The sequence below is a fragment of the Haloarcula amylovorans genome (assembly GCF_004681185.1).
Classification (GTDB): domain Archaea; phylum Halobacteriota; class Halobacteria; order Halobacteriales; family Haloarculaceae; genus Haloarcula; species Haloarcula amylovorans.
The window spans coordinates 287,843-305,709 of the sequence record NZ_SRIF01000002.1 but is presented as its reverse complement, the minus strand read 5'-3'; the positions used below and the strand labels follow the sequence as shown (position 1 = coordinate 305,709).

Annotated in this window: 19 protein-coding genes; 10 read left to right on the top strand and 9 right to left on the bottom strand. The window is 64.9% G+C overall.

Annotated elements, in window-relative coordinates; genetic code table 11:
* Positions 1-13 precede the first annotated feature (13 nt).
* Positions 14-1,078, bottom strand: a complete 1,065-nt coding sequence (locus E4S61_RS08900) for a TrmB family transcriptional regulator (protein WP_135303585.1) — start codon at positions 1,076-1,078, stop codon at positions 14-16.
* A gap of 60 nt (positions 1,079-1,138) precedes the next feature.
* Between E4S61_RS08900 and E4S61_RS08895 the strand changes: the two genes are divergently transcribed.
* The gene (locus E4S61_RS08895; protein WP_135303584.1) at positions 1,139-2,350 is read left to right on the top strand and encodes an MFS transporter; all 1,212 of its coding nucleotides are present in this window, start codon (positions 1,139-1,141) and stop codon (positions 2,348-2,350) included.
* A gap of 357 nt (positions 2,351-2,707) precedes the next feature.
* Here the strand turns inward: E4S61_RS08895 and E4S61_RS08890 are convergent, their stop codons facing one another.
* Positions 2,708-2,995, bottom strand: coding sequence for an amphi-Trp domain-containing protein (locus E4S61_RS08890; protein ID WP_135303583.1), 288 nt, complete (start codon positions 2,993-2,995; stop codon positions 2,708-2,710).
* A 154-nt stretch (positions 2,996-3,149) separates the two neighbouring features.
* On the opposite strand from E4S61_RS08890, the gene hisB reads away from it, so the two are divergent.
* From hisB to E4S61_RS08870, 4 genes are all read left to right on the top strand, one after another.
* Positions 3,150-3,737, top strand: a complete 588-nt coding sequence (hisB, locus tag E4S61_RS08885) for an imidazoleglycerol-phosphate dehydratase HisB (RefSeq protein WP_135303582.1) — start codon at positions 3,150-3,152, stop codon at positions 3,735-3,737.
* A 5-nt stretch (positions 3,738-3,742) separates the two neighbouring features.
* Entirely contained in the window at positions 3,743-4,246 is a 504-nt protein-coding gene (locus E4S61_RS08880) for an ACT domain-containing protein (protein WP_135303581.1), read from the top strand.
* A 71-nt stretch (positions 4,247-4,317) separates the two neighbouring features.
* On the top strand, positions 4,318-4,920 hold the full coding sequence (locus tag E4S61_RS08875) for an IMPACT family protein (RefSeq protein WP_135303580.1): 603 nt from the start codon (positions 4,318-4,320) through the stop codon (positions 4,918-4,920).
* 70 nt (positions 4,921-4,990) lie between these two features.
* A complete protein-coding gene (locus tag E4S61_RS08870) occupies positions 4,991-5,731 on the top strand; it encodes a hypothetical protein (protein ID WP_135303579.1) in 741 nt (246 codons plus the stop codon).
* Positions 5,732-5,922: 191 nt separating this feature from the next.
* Here E4S61_RS08870 and upp read toward each other — a convergent pair whose 3' ends face one another.
* From upp to E4S61_RS08845, 5 genes are all read right to left on the bottom strand, one after another.
* Positions 5,923-6,600: a uracil phosphoribosyltransferase gene (gene upp / locus E4S61_RS08865; protein WP_135303578.1), complete on the bottom strand. Its 678-nt coding sequence runs from the start codon at positions 6,598-6,600 to the stop codon at positions 5,923-5,925.
* An 80-nt stretch (positions 6,601-6,680) separates the two neighbouring features.
* Complete coding sequence (locus tag E4S61_RS08860) at positions 6,681-9,404, bottom strand: TRAP transporter permease (RefSeq protein ID WP_135303577.1); 2,724 nt, start codon at positions 9,402-9,404, stop codon at positions 6,681-6,683.
* Positions 9,401-9,889, bottom strand: a complete 489-nt coding sequence (locus E4S61_RS08855; RefSeq protein WP_135303576.1) for a DUF1850 domain-containing protein — start codon at positions 9,887-9,889, stop codon at positions 9,401-9,403. The genes E4S61_RS08860 and E4S61_RS08855 overlap by 4 nt, the downstream gene beginning before the upstream one ends.
* A 61-nt stretch (positions 9,890-9,950) precedes the next feature.
* Entirely contained in the window at positions 9,951-11,018 is a 1,068-nt protein-coding gene (locus E4S61_RS08850; RefSeq protein ID WP_135303575.1) for a TAXI family TRAP transporter solute-binding subunit, read from the bottom strand.
* Positions 11,019-11,298: 280 nt separating this feature from the next.
* Positions 11,299-11,991 (bottom strand): type 1 glutamine amidotransferase domain-containing protein, encoded by a 693-nt coding sequence (locus E4S61_RS08845; protein ID WP_135303574.1) that lies wholly within the window; start codon positions 11,989-11,991, stop codon positions 11,299-11,301.
* 124 nt (positions 11,992-12,115) lie between these two features.
* Here E4S61_RS08845 and E4S61_RS08840 point away from each other — a divergent pair, with 124 nt between their 5' ends.
* Positions 12,116-12,826 carry a DUF5828 family protein gene (locus tag E4S61_RS08840; RefSeq protein WP_135303573.1) on the top strand — a complete coding sequence of 237 codons (711 nt, stop codon included), beginning with the start codon at positions 12,116-12,118 and terminating at the stop codon, positions 12,824-12,826.
* A 224-nt stretch (positions 12,827-13,050) separates the two neighbouring features.
* A complete protein-coding gene (locus E4S61_RS08835) occupies positions 13,051-14,250 on the top strand; it encodes an inorganic phosphate transporter (protein WP_135303572.1) in 1,200 nt (399 codons plus the stop codon).
* 1 nt (position 14,251) lies between these two features.
* On the opposite strand, the gene E4S61_RS08830 is transcribed toward E4S61_RS08835, so the two are convergent.
* Positions 14,252-15,652 carry a hemolysin family protein gene (locus E4S61_RS08830; RefSeq protein ID WP_135303571.1) on the bottom strand — a complete coding sequence of 467 codons (1,401 nt, stop codon included), beginning with the start codon at positions 15,650-15,652 and terminating at the stop codon, positions 14,252-14,254.
* Between the two features lie 90 nt (positions 15,653-15,742).
* Between E4S61_RS08830 and E4S61_RS08825 the strand changes: the two genes are divergently transcribed.
* The 3 genes from E4S61_RS08825 to E4S61_RS08815 are packed head-to-tail and all read left to right on the top strand — an operon-like array spanning position 15,743 to position 17,130.
* Positions 15,743-16,024 carry a glutathione S-transferase N-terminal domain-containing protein gene (locus tag E4S61_RS08825; RefSeq protein WP_135303570.1) on the top strand — a complete coding sequence of 94 codons (282 nt, stop codon included), beginning with the start codon at positions 15,743-15,745 and terminating at the stop codon, positions 16,022-16,024.
* Entirely contained in the window at positions 16,025-16,537 is a 513-nt protein-coding gene (locus E4S61_RS08820) for a redoxin domain-containing protein (RefSeq protein WP_135303569.1), read from the top strand.
* Complete coding sequence (locus E4S61_RS08815; protein WP_135303568.1) at positions 16,534-17,130, top strand: L-threonylcarbamoyladenylate synthase; 597 nt, start codon at positions 16,534-16,536, stop codon at positions 17,128-17,130. Before E4S61_RS08820 ends, E4S61_RS08815 begins: the two co-directional genes overlap by 4 nt.
* 24 nt (positions 17,131-17,154) lie before the next feature.
* Here the strand turns inward: E4S61_RS08815 and E4S61_RS08810 are convergent, their stop codons facing one another.
* Entirely contained in the window at positions 17,155-17,814 is a 660-nt protein-coding gene (locus tag E4S61_RS08810; protein ID WP_135303567.1) for a CRISPR-associated protein Cas4, read from the bottom strand.
* Between the last annotated feature and the right edge of the window lie 53 nt (positions 17,815-17,867).

The window sequence follows — 17,867 nt, the reverse complement described above, 5'->3', positions numbered from 1 at the left end:
ACTCGTTACCGAGTTACTCGCCGTAGAGCGTGACTACAGTCGCGCCATACCCTTCGTAAAACGGACTGATCCCCCCGCCCACGTTGCCGGCGGCGACGCGACCATCGGGCGTCTCGAAGACGATGTTGTTCTCGAAGGGGAAGTCGTTGTTCGGGTCGCCGACGAGGTTCTGTCGCACCTCGACGACCGGCACTCGCTCGTAGCGCACCTCCCCGTCGTCTAAGTCCCGGAGCGTCACGTCCGCGAGCAGGTCCCGGCCGGCCGCCCGATGGAGCGCCGCGTTGGTCGCGGCCGTCCGCAGGTGGTCGTAGGTCGTCGGCAGCGGGTCGGGGTCGGTAACGTAGCGGTCCTCGCCCATCGGCCAAAAGTTGGCGACGGTATTACCGAGCAGGCCGCTCGCGATTTCGCGCTGGGCGAACGCCACCGCGTACTCCTCGCCGTGCCGACCCGAGAGGATGCCGTGCGAGCCGATGAGGCCGGTCGTCTCGTCGACGAGGACGAACGCCGGCGGGGTGGCGTCCCACGTCCGAACGACGTCGGTACACGCCGCCCAGTCCCGGTCCAAGGCGTCCTCGGTGAGTGGTGCGACCGCTAGCACGTAGACGAACACCCCGCGGCCCCGGGCGGCCACGAGAGCGTCCTGTAGATGGGCCAGCTCCGGCGCGGGGAGAACGAGAAACGCCTCTTGCTCAGCCTCACGGAGATAGCGCTCGGCCCGTTTTCTGACCGTCGGCCGCGAGTGAATCACCTCGACGGTGCCCGTCTCGGCGGCGGGTTCGGTGTACAGCGTCTCGACGCTCTCGCGCACTTCTTCGAGACGAGACGTGAGCGACCCCATCGCCTCCTCGGGCGGACGCGCCCGCAAGACGGTCGGATTCGCCGTCTCGTCGATCGTCACCAGCCCCCGCTCGGTCAGCGCGCCCGCCAGTTCGTAGACGTACCCCTGTGAGACGTCGGCGGCCCGCGACACCTCGCTCGTCGTGGCCTCGCCCGCCCTGAGAACGGCCAGATACGCCTCGACCTCCTTCTCCGAGAGGCCGAAGGCTTCGAGGTGGTCGTGCAGCCTGTCGGTCGCCATGGGATAGGATTGTACAACTGGACACAAAATATTTTTCCACCTGTGGCCAGAGGCACACGTATGGGTGAGACCGCCACCGCACGAGAGGGCGAGCCGAACCGCGAGAGCGACGCCCAGCGGACAAGTCGGCGGTGGTGGACCGTGGTCGCCTTCGCATACATGACGCTCGAAGGCGCAGCGCTCCAGATGCGCGGCGCTGTCATCCCGGCGCTCCAAGAGACGTTCACCGTCCCGGAGTGGCAGTTAGGACTCGTCGCGCCAGCCGGAACCATCAGCTTCCTGCTGGTGGTGATGCTCGTCGGCGTTGTCGGCGGCCGCTTCGACACACGTCGCCTCCTCATGCTGGCCGTCGTCGGCACCGGCGTCGGCGTCCTCGTGATGGGCGTCGCTCCATCGTTCCTGTTCTTTCTCGCGGCGTCGTTCGGCCGCGAGAGCTTCGTCGGCGTCGGTCGCGGGAGTGCCCGGCCGCTGTTGAGCCACCTCTATCCCGCCCAGCGAGGCCGTCTCTTCGGGTATTACGACATGATGTGGGCGGTCGGCGCTACCATCGGCCCCCTCCTCGTCGCCGCCGCCCTCGTCGTCGGCGACTGGCGACTCGCCTACTTCGCCTTGGTCGTCGCGTTCGTCCCGCTCCTCCTGTTGGTCCGCTCGCTCCCGACGCCGTCGGTCGGTGGCGGCGACGACCCACTCAGTCTGGCGGCGGTCCGAGGGCTGGCCCGCCGCCGAGAGGTAGTGGCGATGTCCGCCGCCGTCTTCCTCATCGCCGGCTTCGAGGGCGGCCTCTTCACGTGGCTGACGACCTACGCGCAGGGCCGGCTCCCGGGCTCGGTGGCGACGGCGTCGCTGTCCGTGCTACTTGGGGCGTACATCCCCGGCCGGTTCCTCTCGGGGCGACTCTCCGAGCGGTTCGGCTACGTCCGCCTGGCGACGGGGCTGGTCGCGCTGACGGTGCCCGCCTTCGCGTACGCGTTCTTCGTCGCCGAAGGGTATAGCCTCCTCGTCGGCTTCTTCGCCATCGGACTCGGGCTCTCGGGTCTCTACCCAACGATGGTCGCCTACGGCGTCGAGAGCGTCCCCGAATACAGCACCCCCGTCAACTCGACGGCCGCCGTCACGTCCTCCGTCGGGTTCGCCGCCGTCCCGGCGGTGATGGGGTTCGTCATCAGCGGGACCGACGTCCTCCGGGCGATGCGACTGCTCTTGCTCCCGCTCTGTGTACTGCTGGCGCTCCTGCTCGTGACGTGGAGCGTCATCGGCACCGCGAACGACTAGCGGTGGTTACGGGAGGAGATGAGAGTCAGCACTGACAGCCAGAATGTCCTGCTAGCGATCGAGAAAAACGACGGGGTGGACTGAAAGGGGCCGTCATCGGGCGGCTCGCCGCCCGATTGCTCGGGAGACCGTCGGTCTCCCGGTACCCGAGCGCGTTTACGTGGTCGCCTGCGCGACCCCTATTCGAGCGAGCGCCGCGAGCGAGAATATGTCGCACAGCGACCGCGCTCAAGCGGGGGCTTTCCGGCCGTTCTGAGCCCGTTCGCTCTCTGCAACAAGAATTCAGTGACTCTCTTGAACCCCATCCGTAGATACCTTCTCGCGTGAAATAGCCGTTAGATTGACCGTGCGGAGTGATTACTCAATTTCTAGCTGGTCACTTCCGCTGCTCTCCCCACTGGCATTCTCGTCCCATTCGAGTTCGAACTCGACACTTAATTCAGTCATATTGCCAGCTGGGCCTTCGCGTTCAGCTTTGACCTCGAAGGTCGGTCGGGCAGGAGGATTCAGTGTTACAGACTCGGAACCTGCTTTCAGGCTGATAGCGTTTCCGCTGTCGAGATTATCCGCAACTTTCCGAAGGTACGATGCAATCTCTTCTCGACTCTGGTCGCTTTCCGATTTGAACAGCACTTCTTCAGGCATAGTGAACAGTACACTGCCTGCCCCGATAAGTGAATCCCTGTATTGATCGCACCGAGTCAAGATATGTCCTCTGCTGAGGGTTTCAACAAAGCCAATTCAGCCAATAATCACTAGCGGTCACAATTCCCAAATAGACGGCCGATAGAGACAACGTATGAGCGACCGCACGGCGGCTGTCACCCGCGAGACGGCCGAGACGGACATCGAGGTGACGCTGGATCTCGACGGCGACGGCGACAGCACCGTCGACACCGGCATCGGCTTCTTCGACCACATGCTCGACTCCTTCGCCACGCACGGGCTGTTCGACCTGACCGTCCAGTGCGATGGCGACCTCGAAATCGACGATCACCACACCGTCGAGGACGTGGCGATCACGCTCGGCGAGGCCTTCGAGGAGGCGCTCGGCGAGAAGCGCGGCATCGTCCGCTTCGCCGACCGGAAGGTGCCGCTGGACGAGGCCGTCGCCAGCGTCGTCGTGGACGTCTCCGGTCGGCCGTATTTCGGCTTCGACGGGGAGTTCTCGCAGGGCCGCGTCGGCGAGCTGACCAGCCACATGGCGAAACACTTCGGGCGCTCGCTGGCGACCAACGCTGGGTTGACGCTGCACTGTGGCGTCACCGGCGAGAACGCCCACCACGAGATCGAGGCGCTGTTCAAGGGGCTGGCGCGGGCGCTCGACGATGCGACTCGTATCGACGAGCGCCGGAGCGACGTCGCCAGCACGAAAGGCGAACTGTAGCGTCGATGTTCGACGAGATCATGCGGAAGTTCGAGGACTCACCGGGCCAACAGGCGGTCATCCGCCTGTTGCTCGAACGCGGGTTCTCGGTCAACGAGGAGGGTCGCGTCGTCTCCGGCGGCATCGAAATCCCGAATACGGGCATCGCCCGGGAGGTCGGCGTGGACCGGCGCGTGGTCAACGCGACAACGGATGCCATCCTCGAAGACGAGGAACTGCGCCGCATCTTCCGGAACATCTCGGCGGTTCCCAGTCTCCTCGACTTAGCGCCGGTACTGGACCTGACCGCCATCACCGTCTCGGTTCGGGCGGCCGACGAGGTTGGCATCGTCTCGGCGGTGACTGACGCCATCGCGGACCACGACATCACCATCCGGCAGGTGTTGAGCGAGGACCCCGAGTTCACCGACGAACCGCGCCTCTACGTCATCACCGACGAGGAACTGCCGGGCGAGTTGATCAACGAGATACGGAACATGCCGTTCGTCCGGACCATCGAACTGGCCTGAGCTGATTTTTCGAGACGGACGGAACTCGCCGAACGACAAGCGCTATTCGCGCGCCGTGAGTACGGGCGAGCGTGGCAGACAGCTACAGGACCGTCGAAGGCCGCGCCGAGGCCCGCTCCGAGGTGCGTGGCTCGGAGTTTATCGGTCACGTCGCGCCCGTCGAGACGGTCGAAGACGCCGAGGCGTTCGTCGCGGAGATTCGGGATGCCTACGCCGACGCGACCCACAACGTGCCGGCCTACCGCGTGCGAGCGTCACCGTTCCGGGAGTACTCGAACGACGACGGCGAGCCGAGCGGAAGCGCCGGCAAACCCGCGCTGAACGTCCTCCAGCAGCGGGATCTGGAGAACGTCGCGGCTGTCGTCACCCGCTACTACGGTGGGACGAACCTCGGCGTCGGCGGGTTGGCCCGGTCGTACTCGCGGGCGGTCAAGGAGGGCGTCGACGCCGCTGGCGTCGTCGAGGCAGTCCCCCACGAACGCTTCGCCGTTACCGTCGAGTACGACGACTCCGGCAGCGTCCGGGGGTTGTTAGAGTCTGCGGGCGTCGAGTTCGACGCCGACTACGCGGCCGACGTGACGTTCTCGGTGCGAGTCCCCCAGAGCGAGGGCGCGACGCTACGGGACCGCATCCGGAGCGCGACCAGCGGTCGGGCCGACATCGAGCAGAGGTGAGCTAGCGACCAGTTACTTACTTGTGGGTTAGTGGTTGTTTTTTCAGTATTCCGATATTCTGCCAGTCCGTATGTCCGATGAAACCGAGCGGACGCGACGGACGGTGCTCAAACAGACGGGCGCGGCAGTCAGTGGGAGTGGATTGCTCGCTGCCAGTGCTGGCACTGCGAGTGCGTGTACGAACACGGTCGACGTCGAAGTCCACTACACATCGACGGTGAGTTACTACTGGGGCAGCTGGATAGACAGCGCGGTCGACGTCTTATCGAGCGTATCGGTTGATTTCGACCTCAACGCGAGCAGAGGCGAACTGTACACGAAAGACGACGAGTCCGAGTCGGTGGATTTCGAGGCGTTCCGCCAGAGCTGTGGCAACGAAGCGGGGACGACGTACCTCCTGCTGTCGGACTGTGACGGGAGCCTCGAAGAGCCGGGGCGACTGGTCACCGACGGACAGGCGTCGTCGGCTGAGGTGACCGTTAATCCCACGCCCGACTACGACCATCTCGAGTACGACGAGGAGATATTCAGGAACATGGTGCTCCACGAGTGTTTCCACACGATGAGCGCGACACACGAGGATGGCGGCCTGCTGACGGGTAGTGACTACTACTCACCGACGGAAGTGTCGCCGATGATTACGACGTACGAGACCGGCACCAATCGACCCATCGGTGCCAACTGGGACACCTGCACCGACGACCCAGCGAACAACGATTACGACGGCCACACGACCACGTTGACCTCCTGCACCCGCGATGCAGTCGAGAGCCACGTCGCCGATAACTTCGACTGCGGCGGGTGGTGGTAGCTGGTTCGACTCCAGCAGTCACTGATACTCGCAGTTCGCGGTATCTGGTTTCGTTTCCGGTGGAAGGACCTTCCGGCTCCCGTCCATTGTTCTCCAGTTGAAACGAAGGGGTTCGACGTTCGCCGAACTGCCGTGAAAAATCGCCGTGGCTTCCCGTTGTGCGACCCCGTATAAATCGCTTTCGAGTCTGCTCAGTCCGTCCGGAAGGCTCGGTCCCCGGCGTCGCCCAGTCCGGGGACGATGAAGCCGTCCTCGTCGAGTTCGTCGTCGATGGCGACGGTCAGGAGGTCCACGTCCGGGAATGCCTCGGAGACGCGGACGATGCCCGGTGGCGCGGCGACGGCCGAGAGGACGATGAACTGCTCAGGGTCCGGCGATTCATCGGTGATGTGTTCGACGACTTTCGTCATCGTTGACCCGGTCGCCAGCATCGGGTCGGCGACGATGACCGTGTCCTCGGGCCGAATCTCGGGGAGTTTCACGTAGTCGACGGAGATGGGGAACTCGCCGTCGTCGTTCATCCCCGCCGATTCGTCTCTGCTCGCCGAGATGACGCCCTGTCGGGCGCGCGGGAACGCCTTCAGCAGCCCCTCGACGAACGGCGTCGCCGCCCGCAGGACGTTGACGATGACCACGTCGTCGAGGCCATTTACCCGTTCGCCCATCGTCGTCGTCATCGGCGTCTGTATCTCGACGTACTCGGTTTCGAGGCGGCCGTCGATTATCTCGTAGCCGCAGATGCGCCCTAGCCGGACCAGTCCCTTCCGGAAGGCGACCTGTTCTGTCTCGACATCGCGAAGTTTCGAGAGTTCGTCCTTCGCGAGCGCGTGCGTGACGAGCGAGGCGTCGCCGCGCCGTTCGATGGTCATACGCGAGGGGTCGGCACGCTCCGATTAAACTGTGACGAAGGGACAGTCGTCCTCAGAGGGAAACACAGACCGGCCCGCGTTCAGGCGGGTTCGGGGCTGCTGGTCGTCTCGGACACCGGTTCACGGCGGCGTCGGTTCTCGACCAGTAGCGCGATGAACAGCGCCAGGCCAACGGCCCGGAGCGCGATGTCTACGACGAGCGTCACTTCGCCAGCCCCCCCGAAGCCGACGAACCCAAGCACGTCGAACGTACCCGAGACGGCGAGTCCGGGAGCCATGAGCAGGAGCGAACTGAGCGCGAAGGCGGCCCGTTGGCCACGCGAGACGGGCGCTTCGACGTACCCGATGACCGTCGCCGCCAGCGCCACGACGCCGATGAACACGCCGGCGATGGGGATGAGCACCTCGAAGATGGCGAATCCGGGGTCGGCGAAGTCCGAGAGTTGGACGACCCGATACTGCTCGCCGAGCGGCAGCTCGTCGGCGTTGGCCTTCCGGGTGAGGAGGACGATACCGGGCGAGAGGATGAACGCGAACGGGACGATGGCCTTGTTCAGCGACAGCGAGAACGCCTCGATACCCGTCTGGAAGGCGTCAGATTTCGCCACACCCGACGCTGCGTAAGCGGCCACCGCCACTGGCGGCGTGATGTCGGCGATGACGCCGAAGTAGAGGATGAAGAGGTGCGCGGCCAGTTCCGGGACGCCGAACTGGACCAGCGCCGGGGCGAGCAGGGAGACGAGGATGATGTAGGTGACCGTCGTCGGCATCCCCATCCCGAGGATGATAGAGGCGACGGCGGTGACGAGCAAGAGGAGGATCAGCGACCCGCCAGCGACGGCGCGAATGAGTGCGACCAGGTTCGGACCGAGTCCGGAGACGCTAATGACGCCGGGAATGATACCGGCGGCGGCGACGGCGATAACGACCGGGACGGCGGTGCGGGCACCGCTCTCCATTGACTTTCCGAGGAAGATACCGAGGCGGTAGAGCCCGTTTCGTGCCAGTTCCGACTCGCCGATGGCATCGGCCGTCGTCTGCGCGGCGTCGTCGACGGCGCTATCGAAGCTCAGGATGGGCGAGTCGAGGTACGGCCGCGTAGCGAGGGTCAGAACACCGGCGAGGATGGCGATGCCGCCCAGTCCGCCGACGGTGGCCGCGAAGGCCGCCTGCGCGGACTGCCCACCGGTTCCATCGCCAGCCAGCGCGCCGAGGATGTTCGCGCCGGTGAGCAGTTGCGCGAGGAATCGCCCAGCGAACAGCGCGGCGAAGATGGCTCCGAGACGGCCCCGCGTCTCGTCGCTGTACGCCGCAACGAGCGTGATGAGCGCGCCGATGGCGATGAGCGTGAACCACGCCGACCGAGCGACCGAGAGGCGTTCGATGATGAGGTAGTACAGCAAGAGTCCGATGGGGACGAGATAGAACCATCCGGTCTTGAGGTGGGTCGGGATGTTGACCAGTTCCGAGGGGTCGAGGCCGCCGATGTGCTCTTTGGTCGCCTCGAAGTGAACCATCACCCAGACGCCGAAGAAGAAGACGATGGCCGGAATGGTAGCAGCGATGATGACGTCGCGGAACGGCGTCGCCGTGTACTGGACGATAAGGAAGGCCGCCGCGCCCATCACCGGCGGGAGAATCTGTCCGCCCGAGGATGCAGAGGCTTCGACGCCGCCGGCGAACTCCGGCCGGTACCCTGAGCGTTTCATCAGCGGAATCGTGAACGCCCCGGTCGTCACCGTGTTGGCGATTGAGGACCCGGAGATGGTCCCCATGAACCCGCTGGCGAGGATGGACGCCTTCGCCGGGCCGCCCCGACGGGTCCCCGTCGCACCGTACGCGAGGTCGATGAACCACTGGCCAGCCCCGGACATCTCTAAGAACGCGCCGAAGAGGATGAAGATGTAGATGAACTGCACGGAGACCGTCACCGGGATGCCGAACACGCCGTTTTCGGTGTTGTACCAGAGGTTCTGGATGATGGAGTCCCACCCCAGCGGCGGGATGGAGAGGACGCCGACGTAGGCGGCCCCTTGTGGGATGAGGTAGCCGTAGCGGGCGTAGACGACGAACGCGGCGACGATGATCATCAAGTAGAGGCTGATGGACCGTCGGGTCGCCTCCAAGACGAGTAGTACGCCGACGACGCCCAGGACGAACGCGTAGGAGGTGTCCGCGAGTGGCCCGAGCAGGCCCGTGATGGGTTCGAGAAACGTGAAGACCTCCTGAATCGGCCGCCCGGCCTCCAGACCGAGCGCACGCATCCGCTGAATCTCCTGAAAGTCGGTGATGAAGTACGCCGCCGACAATATCGAAATACCGATTAGCACCGCATCGAGCGGCGTTATCCGTTCGAGGTCCCTGTCGACGAACAGCCATGCGAGCGCGCCGCCGACGACCCGCGTCCCGCGCGTGACCGGGTGATCCGCGCCGAGTTGGTCGTCGAGCCAGTCTGGCAGCAATATACAGCGTCGTGAAATCGGCCCGTCACCGGTGCTCGATGGATACAACAGGAACGCGAGCACCAACCCGAACGCGACGTGGACGGCGTTTATCTGGAGCGACTGGAGCGACGCGAACTGCACCTCGCCGACGGCCGGCAGCTCGATGGAGAGGACGAACCCCTTCGCCGCCAGCCACATCTGGAACAGCGAGAAGGAGATCCCGACGACCGCGACGATCACGGCCGCCCATCCCTGCAACGCCCGCTTTCGCTCTATCTCCTGTAATACCTCGTCTACCTCCTCGTCGGAGACGGTGTCTTCGGTACCCTGCGCCGTCGAATCGTCGGTGTTGGAACTCATGGGTCAAGTAGGTGTATTGCGGCCGCAAGCGCCGAGCGCCGGGTGACGTGGATGTCGACCGAGCGCTCGTCGGTCAGCGCGACCAAATCGTAGGTTTGATTCCCGACGTGCAGTCGGTGACCGGCGACGTGGCCGGGCGCAACGGTGAGTCGGGTGAGTTCACCGGGCGGATCGTAAACGAAGGTGCCGTTCTCGCGGGTGACGTTCGCGCCGCTGGGGAGACCCCAGCCGAAGGATTCGAACTCCATGCGCGTCATGACCAGCCGGTCGCCATCGACGGTGTAGCCGTCGTAGACGCGCGTCTTCTCGACGCTGTGGGTGTATTCGAGTGCGACAGTCGTGCCGTTCTCAACCGGCGTCGTCAGGTACGCCTCGCCGGTCTGGGCGTCCTCGACGACCAGCACCCGCTGGGCCGGGACTGCCGATGCGGTGCCGAGTGCCAGTATAGCGAGTAGTGCAGCGGCGACGGCGAATCTCCGACTCATAGTGCGGATGTCGTGTTCGGGAAACGGCAGTTGGCGGGCGATTCGGTCACCACGGTTTCACTCAAGCGTCGAAGTACGCCGCCGCACCCGGGTGGAGTTCGATGGACATCCCGTCCTGTGCGGAGTCCTTGGTGATGAAGTCCGTCTTGATACTGAGCTGGTCCGTGTTATCGAAGATGGCCGCCGTAACTGTCTCGACGGTCGATTCCGGCTGTTCGGCGTTCGTGGCTATCATCGCTTGAACCGCCACTGTCTGCACGTCGTTCTCGATGCCGGTGTAAGTTCCACCGGGGATCGTGTCGTCGGCGAACCACGAGGCGGCGTCTTTGACCTTCTGACGGTTCTGCCCCTCGATGGGGACGAGGACGAGGTCGTTGGTGTTCGCCAAGTCCTCTATCGCACCGACCGGCCACCCGCCGACGACGAACGCCGCGTCGATGTCGCCGTTTCGCAACTGGTCGGCCGCCTGCGAGAAGGAGGCGTTCTGTTCGTTGTATTCGGAGATGCCGACGGCTTCCAGAATCTGATTCGCGTTGACCTGCGTCCCCGACCCGAGGTCACCGGTGTTGATGGTCGCACCCGAGAGGTCCGAAATCTGTGTGATATCGGTGTTGGCCAGCGTAAGGATGGTGATGGTCTCGGGATACAGCGTCGCGACGCCCATCAGGTTCTCGACGGCATTGCCCTTGAACGCGTCAATGCCGGTGCCGTTCTTCGCGAAGGACGCCACGTCGTTCTGGATGAGTGCGAAGTCGGCGTCCCCACTGGCGAGGTTGCCGACGTTCTCGACGCTGGCCCCCGTCGACTGCACGTTCAGCGTGAAATCCGTGTTGTCCTCGACGATGGTCTTGAACTCGTTCGAGAGCGGGAAGTACGTCCCACCGGTCCCGCCAGCGTGCCACGAGAGGCGGGTCTCGCCCGATCCGCCACCGCCGTCGCCGCCCTCGGTTCCAGTGCCGGTGCCGCCGCCACCGTCCCCGGTCGTTTCGGTCTCGGCCCCTCCGTCGCCGCCGTCGCCGCCGTCGCCACCGTCGCCGCCACAACCGGCGAGGGCGGCGACGCCCGTGACGCCGGCCGCGCGAATGAACTGTCGTCTGCTCTGTCGTCGGTCGCGCTGGTCGTTCGACATATCTCCGTGAAAGTACCCGCGAAAACGTCTTAAAGCTATGGTCAGGATTGTGGCGAAACCCGACGGTAAGACGGGGTTCGCTTCACGCCATCGGCTGAGAATCTCCTCGCTGAGATGGAGCGCGCGATAACCTGTACTCATCACGCTCGCTTCAGCTACCTTCAATTCGGGTGATAGGTATCAAAGAATTCGGGGAGCGAAGTCGGCCAGACGAGAAGAGGCGACGAACGCCTGATAGTTCACGGACGAGTTCCCGACCGTCGGCCGATGCGGGCCGACCTCAGGCCGTCTGCTCGATTCCCAGTTCCTCTAGCAACGTCTGGGCGGCCGCCGACGACGACTCGGGACCGCGGGCGGTCACGAGGTCACCGTCGACGGTGACGCTCGTGTCGGCGTCGAGTTCGGCGTCCCAGTTCGCGCCGGCCGCTTTCGCCTCGTCTTCGACCCAATAGGGGAGTTTCCGGCCGTCCGGCATCAGGTCGTCGTCGTCGACGATGCCCTCCTCCCACTCGTTCGGGAAGCCGGTGACCGACCGGCCCGCCACGAGGAACTCGCCGTCGCTGTCGCGCGTGAAGCCGAACAGGCCCGCAGCGTGACAGACGACCAGCGCTTTGCCGTCCTCGCCCTCGACGGCGTCCCGAAGGAGGCGGCGCGCGTCACTATCCTGATTGATGTCCCACGCGGTACCGTGGCCGCCGGGGAAGACGACGACATCGTAATCGGCCGCGTCGGTCCGAGCGACGGGCGTCGGGTCGTTGAGTCGCTCGTCGGTATCGTGAATCTCCATGATGCGTTCGGCGGCTTCCTCGCCGATTTCGTCGGGATCGACCGACCGCTCGTCGATGACCGGTTTATCGCCCGACGGCGTCGCCACGGTGACGTCGACGCCCGCGTCGCTGAGCGTGGTCAGCGGTTCGATACATTCCTCGCCCCAGTAGCCGTGCTCGCTGACGACGAACAGTGCGGATGTCATCACCACCGGGTACGTGCGCGAGCGGGATAAGTGGCGGGCGGGAGTGCAGGGGAAACGTTATTCGCTCCGAGCGAGAACGGTATAACAGTACGTAACGAACGTCGTTACCACGAATCGTTTTACAATGGCAGACATCGAAGAGAGCGTTTCCGGATTCAAGACACAGGGCGGTTGGGTCGACATCGTCGAGCACGGCGAGCGCATCACACAGGCGCTGAAGGACCTCCTCGTAGCGGAGGAGACGGCGGCCGACGTGGACGAAGACGCGCTGGCGGAGTTCGACGAGTGGCGGCCCAAGAGTCACGAGCGACTGGACGAGGACGTCAACGAGAAGACCGCAGAGCAGGCGAGCGTCGACGAGGGGAAGGGAGAACAAGCGGGGAAGAATCCCGACGAGGACCTCCAGACGGCCGGCGAGAAACTCTCGGAGTCCTACGAGAACTTAGACGAACCCGACGCGGCCATGGACAAGTGGGGAGAGTCCGTCGATTACGTCGCCCGCGCGGCCGACTCGGCCGGCCGGAAAGCCCTCCGCAAAGTCGAGGACGCCGTCTACCGCAACGTGATGACACAGATCGCGCCCTACTACTTCGATAACGAACTCGTCAGCGCGAACCTCCGGCGCATCAACGGCGAGGACCACCCCGAGTACGTCTTCGAGGTCAACGTCAACGACGACGACCTGAAGATGCGCGTCTCGAACCGACTGGCCGACTTCGACCAGTCCGTCGACCGCTGGCACGTCGACACCGAGAAAGCGACCGACCACGTCGAAGCGGCGGAAGGCGTCGAGGCGACAGAGCCGGGGGAAGAGACGGACGCCAAAACGAACTAAGCTCGCCTCCGTGCGAGCGGTGTCGCCTACGAGGGCGGAGCGGCCGCCCGCTGTTTCGAACAGCGAACACGTAATTCGCTACTCCGCCAGCGAGCGCTAAGAAACGAACTGCACGGGATTCCATGTTACATGCTCGCATACCCCTTCGTTTCGTGTGGAGATAGCGGCTACTGCGAGCGGTAGGCTCATTGCGCGGTAGGGCAAACGCCGGGGTAGATGGTACGATGGTAGCGACGAGCGTGTTGGTGACGCTGGTGATCGCGTCGGCGGCCAGCCTGTTCATGGCGTGGACCATCGGTGCCGGCTCCTCCGGGTCGACGCCGTTCGCTCCGGCGGTCGGCGCGAACGCGATTTCGGTGATGCGGGCGGGCTTTTTCGTCGGTATCCTCGGACTGGCCGGCGCGGTGTTACAGGGCGCGAACGTCACGGAGACGGTCGGGAGCGGTCTCATTATCTTTCCCGAGGGGGGCGGGTTGACGGCGGCCGCGGCCATCGTCGCGTTGCTGACGGCGGCGGCGCTTGTCGCGGTCGGCATCTTCACGGGCTACCCGATCGCCACCGCCTTTACCGTCACCGGAGCCGTCGTCGGCGTCGGGCTGGCGATGGGCGGCGCTCCCGCGATCGACAAGTACGTCGAAATCCTCGCGCTGTGGGCGGCGACCCCCTTCTTCGGCGGCGGGATGGCTTTCGGAACGGCGTGGCTGTTGCGCCACGAGAACACCGCCGAAGAGCGGATCGTGCCGTTGCTTGGCGGCCTCGTCGGGGCCATCCTCGCCAACATCGAGTTCGTCTTTCTGGCCCCCGGAGACGACCAAGCGTCCGTCGCCCGCGCGGTGGCTCGCACAGTAGCGGCACCCGAGCTGCCGACGATGGCCGCCGTTACGCTGCTCGCCGTTCTGTTCGGTGCCGGTCTCCTCTACCGCGACATGTATAACGACCCCGCGGCCGGCCAGCGACACTTCCTGCTGGTTCTCGGGGGACTGGTCGCGTTCTCCGCTGGCGGGAGCCAGGTCGGACTCGCGCTGGGTCCACTCGTCCCGCTACTGGACACCGATCTGACGGCGGGCATCCCCATCACCGGCGTCCTCCTGTTCGGCGGTATCGGTCTGCTCGTCGGGTCGTGGACCGGCGCGCCGCGGATGATTAAGGCGCTGGCACAGGACTACTCCTCGCTCGGTCCTCGGCGCTCTATCGCCGCTCTCATCCCGAGTTTCATCATCGCTCAGGCCGCCGTCTTCTTCGGTATCCCCGTCTCGTTCAACGAGATTATCGTCTCGGCGATCGTCGGGTCGGGCGCGGCCGCTGGCGGCGGCGAAGTGAGCCGCGAGAAGATGGGAAAGACCGTGCTGGCGTGGCTCGGCTCGCTGTTGCTCGCCTTTGCCATGAGTTACGGCGCGTTCCTCGCCGTCGACGCACTCCTGTGAGCTACTCCGGCTGGGCTTCTTCGGCGTCGGCATCCTCGGCGGCAACTTCCTCGTCCTCCGGGTCCAGCCGAACGACGCGGGCTTTCATGATACGCGTGTTCTCGACCTGTTCGACGCGTATCTCGACGCCGTCGTAGGTGATGGTCTCGCCCTCCTCGACGAGGCGGCCCGCGCGGTTGAAGATGAAGCCCGCGATGGTCTCGAACTCCTCGCCCTCGGGGAGTTCTAAGTCCAGCGCCTCGTTGACCTCCTCGATGTTGACCTCGCCTTTGACCGTCACCGTGTCGTCGCCGACGTACTCGATGGGCTCGTCCTCCTCGCCTTCGAGGATCTCGCCGACGATCTCCTCGGTGAGGTCCTCCATCGTCACCAGCCCCTCGGTAGTCCCGAACTCGTCGATGACGATGACCATGTGCATGCGCTCTTTGCGCATCTCGGTCAGCAGGTCGTCGACGTTCTTCGACTCGGGGACGTGCAGCGTCGGTTCGATGAGGTCCTCTAAGACGATGTCTTCGGGGATGGCCTCACCGTAGTTGAGGTCACGGACGAGGTCGCGGATGTGGACGACGCCGATGACGTTGTCCAGACTCCCCTCGTAGACGGGCAAGCGTGCGTGGCCGCTCTGGATACAGGTTTCGAGCGCCTCGCGCACCGAATCGTCCTTCGCCACCGCAGTCATGTCCAGCCGCGGCGTCATGACCTCCTTGGCAATGGTGTCGTTAAAGCGGAGGGTGCGCTGGAGCATCTCGCGTTCCTCCTCGTCTAAGACGCCCTCGCGTTCGCCCGTCTCGATGATGTCCTGAATCTCCTCGCGGGTGACGTAGGACGTCTCGATGGCCGAGCGGCCGCCGGTTATCTTGTTGACGACGCGGGTCAGGTAGTCGAACAACAGAATGAGTGGGAGCAGCGCCTTTTCGGCGAATTTCAGCGGCCGAGCGATGCGAAGTGCCCACGACTCCGTGTTCTCGACCGCGTAGCTCTTGGGGGCGCTCTCGCCGAACAGCAAGACGACGGCCGTGATGCCGAACGTCGCGACCGCGACGGCCTGGCCCTGTGTGAGGTACATCGCGAGTAATCCGGTCGCGATGGAGGACATCGCGATGTTGACCATGTTGTTCCCGACGAGGATGGTCACCAGCAGGCGGTGAGGGTCGGACTTGAGCTGTTTGAGCGTCTTCGACCCGGGAACGCCGTCCTCGACCAGCGCGTCCGTCCGGTGAGCGGGCAGGGAGAACATCGCGATCTCCGAGGAGGAGAAGAAGGCCGACAGCACGATGAGGAGAACTATCGAGACGATGCCACCGACCAACACGGCACTCTGCGGGATTGCGATGCCGACGACCTCGTAGGTTTGGAGCATCGCAGTGGACAGCGCGAACGACACAGGTGGGTCTAGGGCCATCGGACGGTCGAAGTTGTCATTCCCGGGGATTAAGGCTTGTCATGACCCCGCCGAAGCCCTTACCCGGCTCTCTCGCGTACCAGCGGCCGTATGAGCGATCCCGCCATCACACTCTACCGGTTGCAGGCGTGCCCGTTCTGTGAGCGCGTCGTCCGGAAGCTACAGGAACACGAACTGGCGTACCGCTCGCGGTTCATCGAGCCGATGCACTCGGAGCGGGACGTGGTCAAGCGACTCTCGGGGAAACGGACCGTTCCCGCCATCGTCGACGAGAACACGGGCGTCACGATGAGCGAGAGCGCCAACATCGTCGAGTATCTCGAACGGACGTACGGGAAGAACACGGAAGGCGAAGAACGAGGGGTGGCCTGAATGGACCTCGACTTCGACGTCGTCGAGCTGGAGTCGCCCGACCACCCCGAAGAGGGCGAGACGGCACCGGACTTCACCCGACCGCTCGTCAACGAGGAGTTCTGGGAAGACGTGTCCCTCTCCGAGGTTTGTGCCGACAGCGACGGCCCCGTCGTCCTCGTCTTCCACGCGATGGATGGGGCGTTCCCGGCGACGTACGTCTGGAACGAGATACGCGACCGGGAGTGGCACGAGAAAGCGACGGTCGTCGGCCTCTCCATCTCGACGCCGTACGCCCACAAGGACTTACTCGAAGAACGCGATATCGAGGGCGACTATCGGCTCTACTCGGACCCCGCGAACGGCGTCGCCGAGCAGTACGGTATCGCCCTGGAGTTAGACGGGATGGAAGGCATCGCGGAACCGCGACCCGCGGTATTCGTCCTTGACGGAGAGCGCACCGTCGAGTACGCGTGGGTCGCCGAGGAGTGGCCCGACTTCCCCGACTACGACGCCGTCGAAGCGCAGCTATGAGCGACAACGCACGCGAGGCGGATGTCGAAACCGCCGCGGCGGCGCTCCGTGAGGGCGAACTCGTCGTCTACCCGACCGAAACGGTGTATGGACTGGCGGCCGACGCGACCAACATCCACGCGGTCGAAGCCGTCTTCGCCGCGAAAGGGCGCTCGCGGGACAAGCCCGTCTCGCTTGCGGTGCCCGACGTGGACAGGGCGCTCGACTACGTCTCCCCGACCGACCGCGAGGAACGGTTCATGCGCGAGTTCCTGCCCGGCCCCGTCACCGTCGTCACCGAGCGACGCGACGGCGTCCCGGACGTGCTGACCGGCGGCAAGTCGCGGGTCGGCGTCAGGGTGCCGGACCACCCCGTCGCGCTCGCGCTCCTCGAAGCAGTCGCGCCGCTGACGGCAACGAGTGCGAACACCTCGGGCAGTCCAAGCGCCACCACTGTCGCGGAACTCGACGAAATCCGCGATCGAGCGGCGGTCGTACTCGACGGCGGCGAAACCGGCGGCGTCGGCTCGACCGTCGTCGACGTGCGAGCGGGGGCGATACACCGGCGGGGTGCGAACGCTGACGCCGTCGAGGCATGGCTGGCTGACAACTGAACGTGATCGGCCCGCATCGCTGACTCACAGTATCGACCGCAACGACCGTGTTCTGACGCCGCAGTTCTCGCGGTAGTCACAGGGACCGCACTTCGCGTCGTTGTCCACGCGGGACGGCGGGCCGTCGATGCTATCGGCGGTTCGAACCGCTCGGCGGTAGACGCCGGCCCGGCGGACGGTCAGGTCGATCTCACGGACGATGCCGTGGGCGGGGTACTCTGCGTATGCGCGTTCGACTGATTGCTCGCGTTCCCAGGAGAGCGCCTTCGCGGCGGCGACCAGCCGCACCGTCTGTGGCTCCCAGACGCCCTGTTTCGGCGGTGAGCCGGCGAACACTAGTGACGGAACTGGGCCGTCGGCCGACTCGACAATCTTGTGTGCGATGCCGCGGGCGTCCTTCCCCGAGAGGTAGACATCTCGGGCCGTCGGGTCGGCGAGCGCGTCCCAGTCGTCGAGTCGGTCTCGGGCCGCTCGCAGTCGTTCGCGGACGGTGGTCGGGTCGGCCTCGATGGGCGCGGTCAGCAACGTCGCGTCGTCGGTCAGCAGGCGCTCGTAGTCGAACGCCAGTTCGCGGATACGACCGATCTCGTCGGGCACGTCTGGCGGCCCTTCGCGTCGGCGATAGTAGAGCTTTCGCGGGCAGTAGGCCGCGGTTTCCAACTCGCGGAAAGTGTGGTCGGCCATGGACAGCGCTGGTCCCGGCTTCGGATATAAACCTTCAGCGCGATTCGTGGGAC